The 19,380-nt window shown below is 73.6% G+C and carries 16 protein-coding genes; 10 read left to right on the forward strand and 6 right to left on the reverse strand.

Annotated features, from left to right (window positions below; genetic code table 11):
* The first annotated feature begins 30 nt into the window (after positions 1-30).
* On the forward strand, positions 31-978 hold the full coding sequence (locus LN251_RS17940) for a hypothetical protein (protein WP_458245285.1): 948 nt from the start codon (positions 31-33) through the stop codon (positions 976-978).
* Positions 979-1,141: 163 nt separating this feature from the next.
* Here LN251_RS17940 and LN251_RS17945 read toward each other — a convergent pair whose 3' ends face one another.
* The gene (locus LN251_RS17945) at positions 1,142-2,086 is read right to left on the reverse strand and encodes a GNAT family N-acetyltransferase (protein WP_458245286.1); all 945 of its coding nucleotides are present in this window, start codon (positions 2,084-2,086) and stop codon (positions 1,142-1,144) included.
* Between the two features lie 136 nt (positions 2,087-2,222).
* Between LN251_RS17945 and LN251_RS17950 the strand changes: the two genes are divergently transcribed.
* The 8 genes from LN251_RS17950 (at position 2,223) to LN251_RS17985 (ending at position 13,077) form a co-directional block, all read left to right on the forward strand.
* Positions 2,223-4,001: a hypothetical protein gene (locus LN251_RS17950; RefSeq protein WP_458245287.1), complete on the forward strand. Its 1,779-nt coding sequence runs from the start codon at positions 2,223-2,225 to the stop codon at positions 3,999-4,001.
* Entirely contained in the window at positions 3,991-4,362 is a 372-nt protein-coding gene (locus LN251_RS17955) for a hypothetical protein (RefSeq protein WP_458245288.1), read from the forward strand. The genes LN251_RS17950 and LN251_RS17955 overlap by 11 nt, the downstream gene beginning before the upstream one ends.
* Positions 4,363-4,413: 51 nt before the next feature.
* Positions 4,414-5,742 (forward strand): hypothetical protein, encoded by a 1,329-nt coding sequence (locus tag LN251_RS17960; protein WP_458245289.1) that lies wholly within the window; start codon positions 4,414-4,416, stop codon positions 5,740-5,742.
* 238 nt (positions 5,743-5,980) lie between these two features.
* The gene (locus LN251_RS17965; RefSeq protein ID WP_458245290.1) at positions 5,981-7,510 is read left to right on the forward strand and encodes an aldehyde dehydrogenase family protein; all 1,530 of its coding nucleotides are present in this window, start codon (positions 5,981-5,983) and stop codon (positions 7,508-7,510) included.
* Positions 7,511-7,567: 57 nt separating this feature from the next.
* Entirely contained in the window at positions 7,568-9,097 is a 1,530-nt protein-coding gene (locus LN251_RS17970; protein WP_458245291.1) for a GMC family oxidoreductase, read from the forward strand.
* Positions 9,097-10,179 carry a quaternary amine ABC transporter ATP-binding protein gene (locus LN251_RS17975; protein ID WP_458245292.1) on the forward strand — a complete coding sequence of 361 codons (1,083 nt, stop codon included), beginning with the start codon at positions 9,097-9,099 and terminating at the stop codon, positions 10,177-10,179. Before LN251_RS17970 ends, LN251_RS17975 begins: the two co-directional genes overlap by 1 nt.
* Positions 10,179-12,122 (forward strand): ABC transporter permease, encoded by a 1,944-nt coding sequence (locus tag LN251_RS17980; RefSeq protein ID WP_458245293.1) that lies wholly within the window; start codon positions 10,179-10,181, stop codon positions 12,120-12,122. The genes LN251_RS17975 and LN251_RS17980 overlap by 1 nt, the downstream gene beginning before the upstream one ends.
* A gap of 1 nt (position 12,123) precedes the next feature.
* A complete protein-coding gene (locus LN251_RS17985) occupies positions 12,124-13,077 on the forward strand; it encodes an ABC transporter substrate-binding protein (RefSeq protein ID WP_458245294.1) in 954 nt (317 codons plus the stop codon).
* Between the two features lie 24 nt (positions 13,078-13,101).
* On the opposite strand, the gene LN251_RS17990 is transcribed toward LN251_RS17985, so the two are convergent.
* The 3 genes from LN251_RS17990 to LN251_RS18000 are packed head-to-tail and all read right to left on the reverse strand — an operon-like array spanning position 13,102 to position 14,800.
* Positions 13,102-13,827 (reverse strand): isocitrate lyase/PEP mutase family protein, encoded by a 726-nt coding sequence (locus LN251_RS17990; protein ID WP_458245295.1) that lies wholly within the window; start codon positions 13,825-13,827, stop codon positions 13,102-13,104.
* Positions 13,824-14,303 (reverse strand): carboxymuconolactone decarboxylase family protein, encoded by a 480-nt coding sequence (locus LN251_RS17995; protein WP_458245296.1) that lies wholly within the window; start codon positions 14,301-14,303, stop codon positions 13,824-13,826. Before LN251_RS17995 ends, LN251_RS17990 begins: the two co-directional genes overlap by 4 nt.
* The gene (locus LN251_RS18000) at positions 14,300-14,800 is read right to left on the reverse strand and encodes a carboxymuconolactone decarboxylase family protein (RefSeq protein WP_458245297.1); all 501 of its coding nucleotides are present in this window, start codon (positions 14,798-14,800) and stop codon (positions 14,300-14,302) included. Before LN251_RS18000 ends, LN251_RS17995 begins: the two co-directional genes overlap by 4 nt.
* Before the next feature lie 47 nt (positions 14,801-14,847).
* On the opposite strand from LN251_RS18000, the gene pdxR reads away from it, so the two are divergent.
* Positions 14,848-16,248, forward strand: coding sequence for a MocR-like pyridoxine biosynthesis transcription factor PdxR (pdxR, locus tag LN251_RS18005; RefSeq protein WP_458245298.1), 1,401 nt, complete (start codon positions 14,848-14,850; stop codon positions 16,246-16,248).
* A gap of 4 nt (positions 16,249-16,252) precedes the next feature.
* Here pdxR and LN251_RS18010 read toward each other — a convergent pair whose 3' ends face one another.
* On the reverse strand, positions 16,253-18,454 hold the full coding sequence (locus tag LN251_RS18010) for a chorismate-binding protein (RefSeq protein ID WP_458245299.1): 2,202 nt from the start codon (positions 18,452-18,454) through the stop codon (positions 16,253-16,255).
* Between the two features lie 97 nt (positions 18,455-18,551).
* Positions 18,552-19,373, reverse strand: a complete 822-nt coding sequence (locus LN251_RS18015; protein WP_458246742.1) for a DMT family transporter — start codon at positions 19,371-19,373, stop codon at positions 18,552-18,554.
* Between the last annotated feature and the right edge of the window lie 7 nt (positions 19,374-19,380).

The following is a 19,380-nucleotide window of genomic DNA, read 5'->3' on the forward strand; positions in this document are numbered from 1 at the left end:
GCTCAATGGGGTGATTCGGGGGACGTCGGCATGAACGGATGGGACGGACGCAGCTCCGGTTCCGGGGCGGAGCGCGAGCCGAGCGAGGAGAGAGGCCAGGCGGCCTGGGCCGACGGCGGGGCGGGAGGCGTGCCCCCGTGGGCCTCGGCGGAGACCCAGACGGGCGGGACGCTCCCGCCGCCCTGGGTGCCGCCCCCGCCGGACCCGGTGGGTCCCGCGCCCCCGGCACCGCCGTACTCCGGGCACCCCACACCGCCGTACACCCTGCCCCCCGTCCCCGCCCCGGCTCCCCGGCACCGTGCCGGCCGGATCGTCGGGGTCATCGCCCTGATCGTCGCGGTCGGCGCGGGCACCGGCGCCGGGACCTGGTACCTGGTGCGCGAGCACCGGACGGACACCGGCGCGGGTCCCGTGAGCGTCAGCTCCACCTCCTCGGCCCCCACGCCCTCCGCCTCGCGTCCGCCGAGCACCCCGCCGGCCACCCCGGCCACGACTCCGCCGGCCTCGCCGCTGAACTCCCCCTCCGCCGGCTACCGCCGCGCGCAGGACCCCGTCGGCTACTCGATCGACGTCCCCCAGGGCTGGTCCCGCCGCGAGAAGCAGGGCAAGCTCGCGCCGATCGTCTACTACGACGCCCCCGCCGACGGCCGACAGTTGCAGATCTTCCAGGTCACCGAGTCCACGCCGTACGCGTCGCTCACGCTCGCCGAGACCGACCCCGGCTACGGCTTCGCCGCGCAGCCCGGCTACCAGGTCGTCGAGCGCGACCACGGCGACACCTGGGCCGAGCTGTCGTACCGCTACACCGACGCGGACAAGGGCGCCCGCCAGGTCATCGACCACCGTTTCGCGGCCCCCGACGGCACCCTGTACGCGATCCGCGCCAGCGGTCCCGCGGGCCTGGACCCCGAGCGGGTGCGGGAACCGCTGCGGATGGCGGTGCGCTACTTCTGCCCGACGGGCACGGAGTGCGCCTAGCCAGCCGACGGGTTCCCTGGCGGCGGCGGACGAGGCCGTGGTGTGGGACGGGCCCGGGTGTCCGCGGTGGCACGTGACGACCGCCCGCGCACGCGTGGCTGCGGCGGACCCTGCGGGAGGTGCTGGCCCGGTGGCCGTCCGGCCGGGCGCGGGGCAGGGCCCGTCAGCGGGGTCGTAGCCGCTTCTCGAACCAGTGGCTGGCGTAGACGTGGTCGACGTAGGCCGGGATCTCGCGGTAGCCCGCCGCCCGGTACATCGCCTGCGCCTCGGTGAGGCTCGCGTGCGTGTCGAGGCGTACGACCCTGTGGCCGCGGGCCGCCGCCTCGCCCTCCAGGGCGGCGAGGATCCGGCGGGCGAGGCCGAGGCGGCGGGCCCGCGGGTGCACCCACACGTGCTTGATCTCGCCCACGCCCGGCTCCAGGGTGCGCAGCGCCCCGCAGCCCACCGCCCGCCCCTCCTCGTACGCCACGAAGAACGCGCCCGCCGTCCCGGACACCTCCTTCGGCCGCACCAGGTCGGAGGGGTCGAAGCCCTCCGGGAAGCGCGCGTCGATGTCGGCCGCGTAGGCGTCGAGGCAGGCGCGGGCGTCCGGGCAGGCGCCGTCGACGAGGTCGACGGTGATCGAGGCCAGGCGCAGCAGGCGCTGCGCGGTGGCCATGGACTCCACCAGCCGGTCGCGCTGGACGGGGGTGAGGGTGTCCAGCAGTCCGGCCGCGAGGGCGTCGGCCCGGCGGTTCTGCTCCGTGACCTCCAGCCGCCCCGCGTCCGTCGGCTCGATCGTGCGCAGCCGGTTGTCCTGCGGGTCGACGCTGATCCGGACCATGCCCTGGGTCTGGAGCGCCTTGGTCATCCGGCTCAGATACCCCGCGTCCAGACCGAGCCGGCCCCTGAGCTCCCGCAGGGACACGCCGCCCGGCGTCCCGGCGATCTCGAACAGCAGCCGGGCCTCGCCGAGCGGGCGGTCCTGGCCGAGGTAGTGGTCGTCCAGCGCGCCGATACGGCGGGTGAAGTACCGGTTGAACCGGCGCAGAGCCGCGACCTGCTCCGAAGGCACCTGCCGCGACGGCACCCGCTCCGACGGCAACCGCTCCGTGCGTCCTGGCCTCATCCTTTGACTTTAGTCAAAGAACTCTGCGTCGTCCATCCCTCGACATTCCGGTTTCGCCGCCCCACCCGCCCCCCTATGCTGAGGGTTTGTCAACTGAACGTCTGACAACGGTCATTCCACGCATCGGGGGAACAGCGTGAGCACCGCGCACGTGCCGCAGCAACCACAGCCGACGACGCCCACGGCGGCCTCGCCGGCACCACCCACCCCACCGCACGCCAGCGAGGCGACCCGGCTGCTGTGCGCGGGCACCTATCTGGATTCCGGTTACCGCGACCGCGTCATCGAGGAGCTGCACCTCAACGAGCAGCGGATCGTGGCGCCCTCGCTCGGCTTCGACGCCGCCCGCGTCCTCGCCCACGCCCTGCGCGCCCGGCGCCACGAGCTGCTGTGGGCCGGGGCGATCATCGGCCTGTGGGTGGTCGGCACCGCCGCCGGCGGCCGCCTGCTGGTGTTCTTCCTCTGGCCGAGCGTGCTGCTCGCCCTCGCGCCGTGGATCAGGGGCCGCAGCGAGCAGCCCTCGCGCTACCGCCGTCTCGCCGCCTTCCTGCTGCGCTGGTGGGGCCGTCTCGCCTTCGCCGGTGTGCTGGCCCTGACCGTCCTCGCCGCGTTCGGCGGCTCCGACGACGGTTCCTCCTCCGGCTCGTACGGCTCCTACGGCTCCGACTACGGCTCCGACTACGGTTACTCCGACTCGTCGAGCTTCACCGACACCTTCTCGCCGGCCCACATCGTCGACACGCTCAAGCCCTGGCAGGCATGGCTCACGCTCGGGATCCTCGCGGCCATCGGCTGGTGCGTGTACGCCCAGCGCAACCAGTTCAGCCGCGCCCTGGCCGCCGAGCTGTCCCCGCAGCGCTTCCCGGACGCAGCCGGCGACCCCGCCGAGCAGGCCGACAACCCGCGCTTCCAGCGGCTGAAGCAGCGCATCCGGCTGGAGCAGCACGCGCCGCTGGTCATGTACCACGAGGCGCGCCCGTTCTGCGGGGCCGGAGCGGCGTACGACACCTGGGTGCTGGCCGTGGAACTGCGGGCGGACGAGGAGCACGAGGAGCAGCTGCCGCTGAGCAACCGCACGATCCTGGAGCGGATCCGCCCGCTGCTCGAGCAGCTGCGCGTCCCGTCCGCGTACGCGGGCCCCGGGGTCCGCGACCGGCTGCGCTGGCTGGAGATCGACGAGTGCGTGTTCCTGCCCGTCGAGGGACTGCTCACCCGTGACCAGGCGCCGTACACCCCGCAGGCCTTCGACGAGCACCGGGCCCGGGCCGTGGAGGAGGGCGCCGAGAAGCGGCGGCACTTCCTGCGCATCCGGGTCGGCGGCTGGGAGGAGGAGCTGGTCGTCACGGTGTTCGTGCGCATCCACACGCAGGGCCGGATGCTCATGCTGGAGATCGCGCCGCACGTGCTGACGCCGGTGCGCGCCGACTTCAAGGACGCCGACCGTACGGCGCACCGGTTCCGGCACAACAGCGCGCTGGGCAAGGCGGCCGGGGCGCTCGTCCTGGTGCCCGGGTCGGCGGGCCGCTCGCTGGGCCAGCTCGGCCGGGGCGCGGTCTACCTCTGGCGGCTGCTGACCGGCGGCTACGCGGGCGCGCTGCCGGACGGCCCGGCGGTGTCGGTGCGCGAGCTGGGCTCGGCGCCGGCCGGATCGCTCTTCCAGGAGATGGACGTGGTCCGCTACCTGCGGAGCGTGCAGGACCGGGTGGCGAACGGGGTACGGGCCGCGCTCGCCGAATCCGGTTACGAGACCGGCGAGTTCGTCCAGAAGGTCGTCAACATCAGCAACGGCGACGTGAACATCGGCAACATCTCGGGCAACAACACCCTCGCGGTCGGCAGTCACGCGTCCGCCTCCTCCACCGTCTCGGGCGGCGTGACGCCGCAGCAGAAGGGAGCCGACAGCAATGGCCGGTAACGAGCCGAGCGTCAACTTCGGGAACATCTCGGGCAACAACACCTTCGCGGTCGGCAGCCACGCGCGTGCCGAGAGCCACCATCAGCACGGCGCCGGCGCCGCTCCGCAACTCGACGAGGCGACGGAACAACTCCTCGCGGCGGTCCGGGACCTGCGGGCCGACCTCGCCGAACGGGTGCGCGGCACCGACCAGACGGCCACCCTCGACGAGGCCCTCGCCGAGACGGAGTCGGAGATCACCAGCACCGGCCAGGCGGGCCGGACCCGCCGCGAACGCCTGCGCGAGCTGCTGTCCGACTCGCAGGCCCTGGTCACTTTCCTCGCCTCGGCCGGCGCGCTGGCCGGGCTGCTGGGGATGTGAGGCGGACATGGTGAACGGGGGACGGCGGGGCCGGGGAGGGGAACGGCGGTCATGAGCGGGGGACCGAGGTACTGGAACGAGGACACCCAGCGCTGGGAGGACGGCGACGCGGAGAGCCCCTCGACGACCCAGCCGACGTCGCCGCCACCGGGACGGCCGCCGGTCGCGCCGACGGTGCCCGGCCCGGAGGCGGGCGGTGAGACGACGTCCGACGCGGACGAGGGCGGCGTGGCCGCGGGCGTGGCTGGAGGGGCGGCCGCGGGGGCGGCGGATGCCGGGTCCTCCGCGGGCGGCAAGGACGGCGGAACCGCGCCGTCTCCGCCCGCCGCGGGGCCGGGCGGCTGGCCCGTCGCCGGCGGCGAGAGCGTCTGGCACGGTCCGGCGGGCGCCGGCAACACCGTCGTGGACGGCGGGGGAGGCAGCCCGGCGGCGCAGCCTCAGCCGGCCGGTACGGAGGGTGGGGTCTGGCCCCCGGTCCAGCCGGCCGGTACGGAGGGTGGGGTCTGGCCCCCGGCTCAGCCGGCCGGCGGCCCCGGCCAGCAGCCGACCGGTGCCGGTGTCTCCGCGCCGCCCGTCGCCCCCGCCCCGTGGTCCGTCCCCGAGTGGTCCAGCGGGGCCGCCTGGCCCCCCGTCGACCCGGTGCCCGCGCCCGCCCCCTCCGGTGGGCTGAGCCGACGGCTCGTGTGGTCCGTCGTCGTGGGGGCGGCCGCCGTCGGTGTCGCCGTGAGCCTGGTGCTGACGCTGGTCGTCGACAAGGGCGGCGACGACGGGAAGCGGCCGGTCGCGGCCGGGTCGTCGTCGGCGCCGGTCTCCTCGCCGGAGCAGTCCGCGTCGCCGTACGCCGAAGGCACGGCGTCACCCTCGGCCTCGCCCTCCGCCTCCGTGCCGCCCGACGGGTACGAACTGCGCGACGACGCCGAGGGCTTCCGGATCGCCGTGCCCAAGGGCTGGAAGCGCAGCACCGTCGCGTCGCAGTACGGCATCGCGGTCGTCAACTACCGCAGCGCCGACAAGGAACACCGGCTGCAGGTCTACCAGGTCCAGGAGGAGTCCCCGGACGCCTCCTTCCAGCTCTACCTGTCCGACCGGACCCGCAAGCCGTCCGGCTTCGAGAAGCTCGACCTGCAGCGCCTCGACGACGGCGAGTTCACCGGATCGCGCCTGGAGTACGTGGCGGACTCCCTCTCCGGTGAGCCCGACCTCGGCACCTGGCACGTCTACGACGAGCGCTTCGTCGCCGCCGACGGCAACATCTACGCGATCGCCTCCTACGGCCCCGACTCCGACGGCCGCGACGACGAACTCACCTACCTCACCACGGCGTTGGACTGGTTCTGTCCGCCGTACACCACCTGCGGCGCGGACCCCGGCATCGACTAGTCCGGCCCTCGCGGCCCTCCCGCGGTCCGGGAGGGCCGGTGGCACCGGCCGCCTTCGTGGTTCAGATCACCTTCCGGCGGGCGTTTCGTCCCCTTCGCCCGCATCTTCAGTGACACAGCGCACTTTCGGCCATGGATTGCGCATGCAACGACGGCCGGGGGGCATGTGCTCACGGTCCCGGTGAGTGACATCCGTGTGACTCACGGGATCTGGACAGCAACGGAAGGCAATACCGATCATGTCGGACCGAGCAGAAGCCCTGGAGCTCGACGCGCAGGCGACCATCCACGTGGCAGGAGAGTGGCGGGAAGCCGTCTCCGGCGCCACGCGCGAGATCCTCGACCCCGCCGACGGCCAGGCCTTCGCTCTGGTCGCGGAGGGCGACGAGAAGGACACGGACCTGGCGGTCGCGGCCGCCCGCCGGGCCTTCGACGACGGCGAGTGGCCGCGCACCTCCGCCGCCGGCCGCGCCGCCGTGCTGCGCCGCGTCGCCGACCTGCTGATACGCGACCGCGAACGCCTCGGCCGGCTGGAGAGCCGCGACGCCGGCAAGACCGTGGAGGAGGGCCGCATCGACATCGACTGTGTCGCCGACGCCTTCCGCTACTTCGCCGACCTGGTCGCCGCCGAGGCGCCGGGCCGCGTCGTCGACGCGGGCTCGGCCGACGTCCACAGCGTCGTCGTTCACGAGCCCGTCGGGGTCTGTGCGCTGATCACGCCCTGGAACTACCCGCTCCTCCAGGCGAGTTGGAAGATCGCCCCGGCGCTCGCGGCCGGCAACACCTTCGTCGTGAAGCCGAGCGAGATCACCCCCCTCACCACGGTCGCCCTCATCGACCTGCTCGCCGAGGCCGGCCTGCCCGCCGGTGTCGCCGGCGTCGTCACCGGCCCCGGCCACTCGGTCGGCGCCCGGCTCGCCGAGCACCCCGACGTCGACCTGGTGTCCTTCACCGGCGGACTGGTCAGCGGCACCAAGGTCGCCCAGGCCGCCGCGCCCACCGTCAAGAAGGTCGCCCTCGAACTCGGCGGCAAGAACCCCAACGTCGTCTTCGCCGACGCCTGCGCGACCGAGGAGGGCTTCGACACCGCCGTCGACCAGGCCCTCAACGCCGCCTTCATCCACAGCGGCCAGGTCTGCTCCGCGGGCGGCCGGCTGATCGTCGAGGAGTCGCTGCGCGAGCGCTTCGTCGCCGAACTCGCCCGCCGCGCCGCGAAGATCCGCCTCGGCCGCGGCACCGAGGACGGCGTCGAGTGCGGGCCGCTCGTCTCCGAGCAGCAGCGCGCCAAGGTCGAGGACTACGTCGCCTCCGCGCTCGCGGAGGGCGCCGTGCTGCGGACCGGCGGCAAGCGCCCCGAGCCGACCCCGGCCCGCCCCGCCGGCGGCTACTTCTACGAGCCGACCGTCCTCGACCAGTGCCACCGCGAGATGCGGGTCGTGCGCGAGGAGGTCTTCGGGCCGGTGCTGACCGTGGAGACCTTCCGCACCGAGGACGAGGCCGTCGCCCTCGCCAACGACACCGAGTACGGACTCGCCGGCGCCGTCTGGACCGCCGACGCCGGACGCGCCCGCCGGGTCGCCGGCCGGCTGCGCCACGGCACCGTCTGGATCAACGACTTCCACCCCTACCTCCCCCAGGCGGAGTGGGGCGGCTTCGGCAAGAGCGGAGTGGGCCGCGAACTCGGCCCGGCCGGCCTCGCCGAGTACCGCGAGACCAAGCACGTCTACCAGAACCTGGCGCCGAAGCCGGTGCGCTGGTTCGCGGGCTGACACCGGCCCGCGCCCCCGCACCCGAACCACCCCTGGCCCCCACCTGGAGTCACCCCCATGCCCGAGAACCACCACACCTACGACTACGTCGTCATCGGCGGCGGTACGGCGGGCTCCGTCATCGCCTCCCGCCTCACCGAGAACCCCGACGTCACCGTCGCCGTCATCGAGGGCGGCCCGAGCGACGTCGGCCGCGAGGACGTGCTGACGCTGCGCCGCTGGATGGGCCTGCTCGGAGGCGAACTCGACTACGACTACCCGACCACCGAGCAGCCGCGCGGCAACTCGCACATCCGGCACAGCCGGGCCCGCGTCCTCGGCGGCTGCTCGTCCCACAACACGCTCATCGCCTTCAAGCCGCTGCCCTCCGACTGGGAGGAGTGGGAGCAGGCCGGCGCCAAGGGCTGGGGCCCGGTGCAGATGGAGGCGTACTACGCGCGGCTGAGGAACAACATCGTCCCGGTCGACGAGAAGGACCGCAACGCCATCGCCCGCGACTTCGTCGACGCGGCGCAGAAGGCGCTCGGCGTCCCCCGGATCGAGGGCTTCAACACCAAGCCCTTCGACGACGGCGTCGGCTTCTTCGACCTCGCCTACCACCCCGAGAACAACAAGCGGTCGTCCGCGTCGGTGGCGTATCTGCACCCCGTGATGGACGAGCGCCCCAACCTGACGATCCTCCTGGAGACCTGGGCGCACCGGCTGGAGCTGGACGGCACCCGCGCCGAGGGCGTGCACGTGCGCACCAAGGACGGCGAGGAGCTGCTGATACGGGCCCGCCGCGAGGTCGTGCTGTGCGCCGGGGCCGTGGACTCCCCGCGCCTGCTCCTGCACTCCGGCATCGGCCCCCGCGAGGACCTCCAGGCACTCGGCATCCCCGTCGTGCACGACCTGCCGGGCGTCGGCGAGAACCTCCTCGACCACCCCGAGTCGGTGATCGTCTGGGAGACCGACGGCCCGATCCCGGAGAACTCCGCGATGGACAGCGACGCCGGACTGTTCGTGCGCCGCGACCCCGGCCACGCGGGCCCGGACCTGATGTTCCACTTCTACCAGGTCCCCTTCACCGACAACCCGGAGCGACTGGGCTACGAGAAGCCCGAGTTCGGCGTGTCGATGACCCCGAACATCCCCAAGCCGAAGAGCCGCGGCCGGCTGTACCTGACGAGCGCGGACCCGTCGGTCAAGCCCGCCCTGGACTTCCGGTACTTCACCGACGAGGACGACTACGACGCCCGCACCCTCGTCGACGGCATCCGCGTCGCCCGCGAGATAGCGGCCACCGAGCCGCTGGCCGGCTGGCTCCGCCGCGAGGTGGCGCCCGGCCCGCACATCACCGGCGACGAGGAACTGAGCGAGTACGCCCGCAAGGTCGCGCACACCGTCTACCACCCGGCGGGCACCTGCAAGATGGGCGCGGCCGACGACGAACTGGCCGTGGTGGACCCGGAGTTGAGGATTCGAGGCCTGGACGGCATCCGTATCGCGGACGCCTCGGTCTTCCCGACGATGACCGCGGTGAACCCGATGATCGGGGTCCTCATGGTCGGGGAGAGGGCCGTCGATTTGATCGGAGGTGGTGCGTGATGAGTACGACCCTGGACACGACGAGTACGGACACGACCGTGTCGGAGCCCGTCTTCTCCGTCGACGGGCTGTGGAAGGTCTTCGGCCCGAAGGCCGACCGGATTCCGGACGACCCCGAACTGACCGCCCTCGACCCCGCCGAGCTGCGTGCCCGCACCGGCTGCACGGCCGCCGTCCGCGACGTCTCCTTCGACGTGCGCAAGGGCGAGGTCTTCGTGGTCATGGGCCTGTCGGGCTCCGGCAAGTCCACCCTGGTGCGCTGCCTGACCCGGCTCATCGAGCCGACGGCCGGCACCATCGCCATCGACGGCGAGGACGTCCGCGCCATGGACCGGTCCCGGCTGCGCGAACTGCGCCGCCACCGGGCCGCGATGGTCTTCCAGCACTTCGGCCTGCTGCCGCACCGCACGGTCATCGACAACGTGGCGTACGGCCTGGAGATCCAGGGCGTCGGCAAGGCCGAGCGCCGTCAGCGCGCCGCCGAGGTCGTCACCAAGGTCGGTCTCGAGGGCATGGAGCAGCGCCGCCCCGGCCAGCTCTCCGGCGGTCAGCGCCAGCGCGTCGGCCTGGCCCGCGCGCTCGCCGTCGATCCCGAAGTCCTGCTGTTCGACGAGCCGTTCAGCGCCCTCGACCCGCTCATCCGGCGGGACATGCAGGAGGAGGTGATCCGCCTGCACCGCGAGGAGGGCCGCACGATGGTCTTCATCACCCACGACCTGAGCGAGGCCCTCAAGCTCGGCGACCGCATCGCCCTGATGCGCGACGGCCGCGTGGTGCAGCTCGGCACCCCCGAGGAGATCGTGGGCAGCCCCGCCGACGACTACGTCCGCGAGTTCGTCCGGGACGTCTCCCGCGAACAGGTCATGACCGTGCGCACCGCCATGCGGCCCGGCGGCTGCGGCGGCGCCGAGCACCCGGAGGCCCTGGCGCCCGGCGAGCTCGTCGCCGACGCCATCAAGGTCGTCGCCCGCAGTGGCAAGCCGGCGTGCGTCGTCGACGACGGCCGCTGCGTCGGTGTCGTCGATCACGAAAGGCTCCTCGGTGTCGTCGCCGGAACGGAGCCGCAGAAGGAGGCGGCGTGATGGCGACCCTGACCACGTCCGCGCCCCGGGTTGCCGTGCCGGGCGTCCTCAAACACCGGGCCGTGCACAAACTGCTGCTCCTGGCGCTGGCCGCGGCGGTCCTCGTACCGCTCGCCGACGCGCGCTGGGCCAGCGGCAGTTGGCCGGCCGCCCTCACCGTCGACCTCTCCAAGCCGCTGACCCACGTCAGCGACTGGATCATCGACAACCGCGACAGCCACCCGCTGTTCCTCTACGGCTTCGGCTACGTCAGCAACGCGGTCGTCGTCTCCGTACGCGCCGTCTACCTGGTCCTGCTGGCCGCGGGCTGGGCCGGCGTCACCGCGATCGGCGCCCTCGTGGCCTGGCGGGTCGCCGGCGTGAAGCTGGCCCTCGGCTCCGCGGCGGCGTTCCTCGCCTGTGGCCTGCTCGGCATGTGGGTCCCGACGATGCAGACGCTCGCCCTGATGGTGGTGGCCGTCCTCGCGTCGGTGCTCGTCGGCGTGCTGCTGGGCCTGGGCGCCGGACTCTCCGACCGCCTCGACCGCGCCCTGCGCCCGGTCCTGGACACCATGCAGGTCCTGCCCGCCTTCGCCTACCTGCTGCCCGTCGTGCTGGTCTTCGGCATCGGCGTGCCCGCGGCGGTGCTCGCCACCGTCGTCTACGCCGCCCCGCCGATGGCCCGCCTCACCTCCCTCGGCCTGCGCGGCGCGGACAAGGAGGTCCTCGAGGCCGTCGACTCGCTCGGCGCCACCGGCCGCCAGCGGCTGCTGACCGCCCGCCTGCCGCTGGCACGCAAGGAGCTCCTCCTCGGCCTCAACCAGACGATCATGATGGCCCTGTCCATGGCGGTCATCGCGTCCGTCATCGGCGCCGCCGGCCTCGGTGACCGCGTCTACCAGGCGCTGGCCTCCGTAGACGTCGGCGCGGCGCTCGCCGCCGGCATCCCGATCGTGCTGCTGGCCGTCGTCCTGGACCGCGTCACCTGCGCGGCCGGCGAAAACGCGGGCGAGGAGCACCAGAACACCGGCCGCGGCCGGCTGTACGCGGCCGCCGCCGTCGCCGTGGCGCTCGCCGGACGTCTCGCGGGCCGCCTCGACTGGCCCGCCTCCTGGACGCTGAACATCGCCGAGCCGGTGAACCGGGCCGTCGACTGGATGACCGCGCACCTCTACTCGGGCGTGCCCGTCGTCGGCGGCACCGCCGACTGGGCGGGCCACTTCACCACCTGGGTCCTCGACCCGATCCGCGGCGGCCTGCAGTGGCTGCCCTGGTGGTCGGTGCTGCTCGTGGTGGCCGCCCTGGCCTGGCTGATCGGCACCTGGCGCACCGCCCTGACCGCCGTCCTAGCCATGGCCGCGATCGGCGTCCTGGGCGTGTGGAAGCCGTCCCTGGACACGCTCTCCCAGGTGCTGGCGGCCGTCGCCGTCACCCTCGTGCTGGGCTTCGCCACCGGTATCGCGGCGGCCCGCAGCGACCGCTTCGAGCGGCTGCTCAGGCCGGTCCTGGACGTGTTCCAGACCATGCCGCAGTTCGTGTACCTCATCCCCGTCGTGGCCCTGTTCGGCGTGGGCCGCGCGCCCGCCGTCGCGGCGGCCGTCGTCTACGCGCTGCCCGCCGTCGTCCGCATCACCACACAGGGGCTGCGGCAGGTCGACCCGGCGGCCCTGGAGTCGGCCCGCTCGCTGGGCGCGACCCCCGCCCAGCAGCTGCGCCAGGTCCAGCTGCCGCTCGCCCGGCCCGCGTTGCTGCTCGCCGTCAACCAGGGCGTGGTCCTCGTCCTCGCCGTCGTCATCATCGGCGGCCTGGTCGGCGGAGGCGCGCTCGGCTACGACGTCGTCTTCGGCCTCGCCCAGGGCGACCTGGCGACCGGTCTGGTGGCGGGCGCGGCGATCGTCTGCCTGGGGCTGATGCTCGACCGGGTGACCCAGCCCACCGAACGCCGCGCGAAGAAGGGAGCCTGACATGCGCGTCCGTATCACCGCGACCGCCGCGGTCGCCTCGCTGGCGCTGCTGACCGGCTGCGGCGCCGCCGACATGACCAAGCAGGCGTCCCCCTTCGCCAACGCCGGGGGCACCAAGAGCGTGACCCTGTCCGTGCAGTCCTGGGTCGGCGCGCAGGCCAACGTGGCCGTCGCCCAGTACCTGCTGGAGCACAAGCTGGGCTACCGCGTCGACACCGTCCAGGTCGACGAGGTGCCCGCCTGGGACGCGCTCAGCCAGGGCCGCGTCGACGCGATTTTGGAGGACTGGGGCCACCCCGACCAGGAGAAGCGGTACGTCACCGACAAGAAGACGATCACCCGCGCCGGCGGCCTCGGCGTGACCGGCCACATCGGCTGGTACGTGCCGACCTACCTGGTCAAGCAGCACCCCGACATCACGAACTGGAAGAACCTGAACAAGTACGCGTCGCTGTTCCGCACCGCGGAGAGCGGCGGCAAGGGCCAGCTGATGGACGGCTCCCCGTCCTACGTCACCAACGACAAGGCGCTGGTGAAGAACCTGAAGCTGAACTACCAGGTGGTCTTCGCCGGTTCCGAGGCGGCGCAGATCACGCAGATGAAACAGTTCGCCAAGGAGAAGAAGCCCTTCCTGTCGTACTGGTACGCACCCCAGTGGCTGTTCAAGAAGGTGCCGATGACCGAGGTCAAGCTGCCGCCGTACAAGGAGGGCTGCGACGCGGACCCGGCGAAGGTCGCCTGCGCCTACCCGCACACCCCGCTGCAGAAGTACCTCAACGCCGGCTTCGCGAAGGACGGTGGCAAGGCGGCGGCGTTCCTGAAGAAGTTCACGTGGACGACCGAGGACCAGAACGAGGTCTCCCTGATGATCGCCGACCAGAAGCTGTCGCCCGAGCAGGCGGCGAAGAAGTGGGTGGACGCCCACGCCTCCACCTGGAAGGCATGGCTGTCCTGATCCGGGAAGCACGGCCGTCCCCGGTCACATCCGCTTCCTCAGCTCGTCCGTCACCCCCTGCAGAGCCAGTGCCGCCCAGCGCTGGAGCGTCGGCCCGAACGTGACGCGGGTGGCCCCCAGTTCACCGAGCTCGGTGGGCGTGGGGCCGCCCTCCAGCTTGCTGTACACGTTGATCGGGCCCTGGATCCCGGACCGCAGCAGCGGCAGTACGTTCGCCGGGGCGCCGATCGGATAGACGCAGTCGGCGCCCGCGGCGACGTACAACGCGGCCCGCTCGATGGCCCGTTCGGGATCGCCGTCGCCGTGGACGAAGACGTCGACGCGCGCGTTGACGAACAGCCGGTCGCCGGCCGCGTGCCGGACCCCGGCCAGCCACTCCGCGTGCTCGTGCGGGTCCTTCAGGACGCCCCCGGTGGAGTCCTCCAGGTTGCAGCCCACGGCCCCCGCTTCCAGCAGCCGCTCCACCAGCTCCTTGGGCGCCAGCCCGTACCCGCCCTCGACGTCTGCCGACACCGGCACGTCCACGGCCCGGCAGACGCGCGCCACCGCGGCGAACATCTCGTCGGCCGGCGTGGCCCCGTCCGCGTACCCGAGCGACGCGGCGACCCCGGCGCTGGGCGTGGCGAGCGCCGGGAAACCGGCCTCCTCGAAGACGCGCGCGCTGACCGCGTCCCACGGTCCGGGCAGGACCAGCGGGTCGCCCGGCAGACGGCTTCTGTGCAGCGCGCGGAACGCTTCCACCTTGCTCACGGCGTGTATCCCCCCGGCGGGATCCGGCGGGCGACCATCACCCGGTTCCAGTTGTTGATGGCGACGACCAGCGCGACGAGATGGGCGAGCGCTGCCTGGTCGAAGTGCCGGGCGGCGGCGTCGTAGACCTCGTCGGGCACGAAGCCTCCCCCTGAGCCGAAAGCCTGGGAGGTGCCCCCAGTCAGCACGGTCACCGCCTCGGTCAGCGCGAGCGCGGCCCGCTCCCGGTCGTCGAAGACCTCGTCCCCGGCCTCCTCCCAGGCGGCCAGCAGGTCCAGCTGCCGCTCCGGCACGCCGTGCCGGCGGGCGAGGGCGAGGTGCATGTCCAGGCAGAAGGCGCAGTGGTTGAGCTGCGAGGCCCGGACGACGACCAGCTCGGCCAGGGCAGGGTCGCCGAGGCCCTTCTTCGCGGCGGCACTCAGCGCCGACAGGGCCCTGCCCACCGCCGGGTCCAACAGCTCTGTCCTGGCGGTCACTTGTACTGCCCCGGTTCGTAGTGGCCGACCTCGCCCCGGCAGGCGACGCCGAACCGGTTCCAGGCGTTGATCACCGCGATCGCGGCGATCAACTGGGCCAGTTCCGCCTCCTCGAAGTGCTTGGCCGCCCTCTCGTACACCGCGTCGGGCACGAAGCCGTCCGTCAGGACGGTCACCGCCTCCGTCAGTTCCAGCGCCGCGAGTTCCTTCTCGGTGTAGAAGTGCGCGGACTCCTCCCACGCGCTGAGCTGGATGATCCGCTCGACGCTCTCCCCGGCGGCCAGCGCGTCCTTGGTGTGCATGTCGAGGCAGCGGGCGCAGTGGTTGATCTGCGAGGCGCGGATCTTCACCAGTTCCAGCAGCCGCGCGTCCAGGCCCTGCCGGGCCGCCGCGTCCAGCCGGAGCATGGCCTTGAAGACGTCCGGGGCGAGAGCGGCCCAGTTCAGCCGCGGGATGTGTTCGGGCGCACAGGTAGCGGTGTCCTCGTATGTGGTCATGCCCTCGACCCTAGGAGCGAGGCAGCCCAGGAGTGTGGTCCATTTCCATGCCGAAACCTTGGGCCACTCTGGGCGTGGACCTCCACCTGGAACCGACCGGAACAGGGGTGCGCCGGGGTCTGACCGACGCCCTGCGCGAGGCCGTCCGCACCGGCCGGCTGGCCCCCGGCACCCGGCTGCCCTCCTCCCGCGCCCTCGCCGCCGACCTGGGCATCGCCCGCAACACGGTCGCCGAGGCCTACACCGATCTGGTCGCGGAGGGCTGGCTGACCGCGCGGCAGGGCTCGGGCACCCGCGTCGCCGAGCGGACGGTCGTACCGCCCGCCGATGCCGCACCCGGTCCCCGCCCCCGCTCCGGCCCCGCCCACAGCCTCGTCCCCGGCACCCCCGACCTCGGCTCCTTCCCCCGCGCGCAGTGGCTCAGGGCGGCCCGCCGCGCCCTCGCCACGGCACCGAACACGGCACTCGGCTACGGCGACCCCCGCGGCCGCGTCGAACTGCGCACCGCCCTCGCCGGCTACCTGGCCCGCGCCCGGGGCGTCCGCGCCGACCCCGAACGCATCCTGGTCTGCGCCGGCATCTCGCACGGCCTGCGCGTCCTCGGCGCGGTGCTGCGGGCCCGCGGGGCGAGCACGATCGCCGTGGAGTCCTACGGCCTCCTCGCGCACTGGGACCTGCTCGCGGACGCCGGCCTGCGGACCGTGCCGCTGCCCTTCGACCGACGGGGCACCGATCCGGGGGAGTTGACCGACGAGTCGGCCGTGCTGCTCACCCCCGCCCACCAGTTCCCGATGGGCGGCACCCTGCACCGCGACCGGAGGGCGGCCGTCGTCGACTGGGCGCGCCGCACCGGCGGCGTGGTCGTCGAGGACGACTACGACGGCGAGTTCCGCTACGACCGCCAGCCCGTCGGGGCCCTGCAGGGCCTCGACCCCGACCACGTCGTCTACGCGGGCACGGCCAGCAAGTCCCTCGCCCCCGGCCTGCGACTGGCCTGGCTGGTGCTGCCGCCGGGCCTCGCACGGGAGGCGGCGCGGGCGAAGGGGCACATCGACACCTGCGGGGCCCTGGACCAGCTGACCCTCGCCGAGTTCCTCGTCTCCGGCGCCTACGACCGCCATGTGCGCGCCGCCCGGCTGCGCTACCGGCGCCGCCGCGACGCCCTGGTGGCGGCGGTCGCCCGCCGCGCCCCGCACGTCCACGCCACCGGCATCGCGGCCGGCCTGCACCTGGTGCTCGGCCTGCCGCCCGGCACCGAGCGGGCGACGCTGCGCGCGGCGGACTGGCAGGGCCTCGCCCTGCACGGGCTGCGCCGCTACCGTCATCCGGCGGCGGCCGTCGAACAGCGCGACGCCCTCGTCGTGGGCTACGGGACCCCGCCCGACCACGCCTGGTCGGGAGCCCTGGACGCCCTGTGCTCCGCGCTCCCGGACCTGCCGGAGCCCTGACCGGTCACCGGCGCGCATCCTCCCCGCCGCCCGCGCGGCCCTGGCGCACCGCGCTCTTCGCGCGCTGCTCCCGTATCCGCTCCACGGTGTGCTCGCGCAGGGCCCGCATCGGGGCCGCCGTCTTCAGCAGCATCTCGTCGTACGCGGCGACCGGGTCGGAGTCGAGGACGATCGTGCTGCCGGCGCCGAGGTGCAGCAGCCCGCCGGCGAACACGGCGGTGCGCTCGGCGATGCCGAGATCGGCACCCCCGCCGCACCCCAGGTAGCCGAGCGCCCCGGAGTGGACCCCGCGGGCCTCGGTCTCCAGCGCCTCGGCGACCTCCGTCGCGCGCTGCTTCGGAGCCCCGGTCGCCGACCCGCCGGGGAAGCAGGCCCGCACGCAGTCCACCGCGTCCGTGCCGTCCTTCAGCCGCCCCTCCACGGTGGAGACCAGCTGGTGCACGGACGCGTACGTCTCGGTGGCCATCAACCGGGTCACCCGCACCGACCCGGTACGGCACACCCGGCCCAGGTCGTTGCGGAGCAGGTCCACGGTCGTCAGGTGCCCGGCCCGCGTCGCGGCGTCCGCGGCCGGCGCGTCCCGCAGCGCCGCGTCCTCCGCGGGCCCGTCGCCGCGCGGCGCGATGCCCTCGACGGGCCGGGCCTCGGCCACCCCGTCCCGGGTGATCCGCAGGAACCGCTCCGGCGACGAGCCGGCCACGTCGACGTCCCCGAAGCGCAGGAACGCGCCGTAGGGGGCGGGGTCGACCCGGCGCAGCACCCGGTGGAAGTCGTAGGCGTCGGGCGGCGCGGGTAAGCGGACCGTGTCGGCCAGGCGGATCCCGTGACCCGTCCCGGCCCGCACCGCGCGCCGGCAGTCCTCGACGTCGGCGAGGTACCTCGCCCGGTCCCGCACCAGCCACGGCTCCGCGGCACCGAGGTCGGGCCCGGGCGCCGCCGGCGCGTGCCGCGGCGGCCGTCCGGTGTCGGTGACGACGAAGCTCAGCTGGGCCAGCGCGCCCTCCAGCCAGTCCTCCGCCTCCCGCGCGGCCTGCGGGGTGTCCTCGGCGAGGCAGACCGCGTAGGTGAACCGCTTGAGGTGGTCCACGGCGATCAGCCGGTCGGCGAACAGCCAGCAGGCGTCCGGCAGTTCCGAGGAGTGCCGGTTCACCGAGCCGCAGTCGGCCTTCGCCTCGTGGCCGAAGTAGCCGACATAGCCCGCGGTGAAGTCGAACGGCAGCCCGGCCGCGTCCACCCGGCGGCTGGTCAACTGCCGTTTCAGATAGTCGAAGACGCTCGCCGTGACCTTCCGGGTCGGCCGCCCGGCCCGCTCGATCTCGCACCGGCCGGTGTCGACGTCGTAGCGCACGAACTCCGCGAGCGGACCGCTGTCGTCCCCGAGGAACGAGAACCGCGACAGCCCCTCCTCGACGAGCGCGCTGTCCAGCCAGAAGGCCCGCCGCGACGCCCCGTACATCCGCGTGAACGCGGCCTCCGTGTCCACCGCCCCGGCGATCCGGCGGCTGTGCAGCCGGAAGGCGGGCATCGCCCGGCGGGGGCGCACCACGGTCGGCGAGGCGGTGGGGATCGCCGCCGCGGCCGGGGTGACCGCGGTGTTCTTCGTCCGCGGCCTGCGCGCCCGTACCGCCGTCAGATTGCGGAAGTTGACCAGGATCCGGTGGCCGTACTCGGTGAGCACCGAGTCCGGGCGGAACTGCACCGCCCACAGGGGCCGACCGCGGTGCCGTAGTCCCATCGGCTCACCGTCCTCGGACCACGCGGTGGCCTCGAGCGTCTCCGGGAGCGGCTCCCGCACCGCAGGGGAGGGGTGACGGACGGCGGTGAAGTCCTGCGGGAGTCCCTGGAACAGGTCCCGTCCGTCGTGCCTGACCCTGGACAGCTGCCCGGGCCGGGGCCGGGGCACCGGCGCCACCCCGCCCCGCTCCCCGGGCGCGCTGCCCGGAAGCTCCAGACAGACGCCGAGCACGGGGACCACCGACCCGGCGAGCACGGCGGCGCCGAACCCGGCGCCGCCCGGTCCGGCCGGGTGCCAGGGTCCCGGCGACACCACGACGTTGTCGAACTCCGCCAGACAAACGGCGAGATCGGGAACCGCCTCGCCGGCGTCGTCCGGGACCACGACCGGTTCCTCGCCGTTGACCTCGGCGATCAGCTGGAACAGGTTGTAGGGGTATGCGTCGTGACGGTCGATGAGCAGGGTCTTCATCCCCTCACCTCCCTCGGTCCGCGCCCAGGCCGATGATTCCTGCCGCGCGCCCTCCAGTACGGGTGAGCCCCACGCCTCGTTCAGACGGCCGACGGGCTCACGCCGTCTCCGCCGGCGCCTCCCCGAACCGGGCCAGTGCCAGCGCCGCCGCCACCGCCACGGCGAATCCCAGCACCGCCAGCCAGGTCAGTCCGTCCCGGGTGCGGTCGCCGAGCCACACCACGCCCACCGCCGCCGGCCAGATCGTCTCGCCGATGACCATTCCGGCGGTGGTCGTGGTCACCGAACCGCGCTGCAGCGCGGACGTCAGCAGCAGGAAGGCGGCGCCCCCGCCGATCAGCAGGGCGTACGTCGCCGGATTGGCGAGGAGATCCAGTGGTGCGAGCGAGTCGATCAGCCGCACCGAGACCTCGACCACCCCGAAGCCGAATCCGGCACCCAGTCCCAGCACCAGATCCCGCCCGCGCCCCGACCACCGTCCGCCCACCAGCCCGAGCGCCAGCACCACCACCGCGATCCCGAGCATCGCCCACTTCAGGGCCATGGAGCCCTGACGGTCGCCCTCCGTGCCCGAGGCCAGGCCCAGCATCGCCAGCCCGGCGCACACCGTCGCGACCGCGCCCCACTCCAGCCTGCTCAGCCGCACGTGCAGCAGCTTGGCCGCGACCACGCCCGTCACCGCCAGGCTCGACGCGAGGGCCGCCGCGACCGCGTAGATGGGGATGGACCGCAGGGCCGCGATCTGCAGCAGGAAGCCCAGCCCGTCCAGCGCCAGGCCGGCCAGATACCGCCACTGCCGCAACGCCCGCAGCAGCAGCGCCGCCTCTCCGCCGCCACCCCCGGTCGCCTCCCGCGCGGCCACCGCCTGCAACACCGTGGCCGTACCGAAGCAGACCGCCGCCCCCAGGGCGCACACCATCCCAAAG

Source organism: Streptomyces sp. MAI_2237, assembly GCF_054189285.1.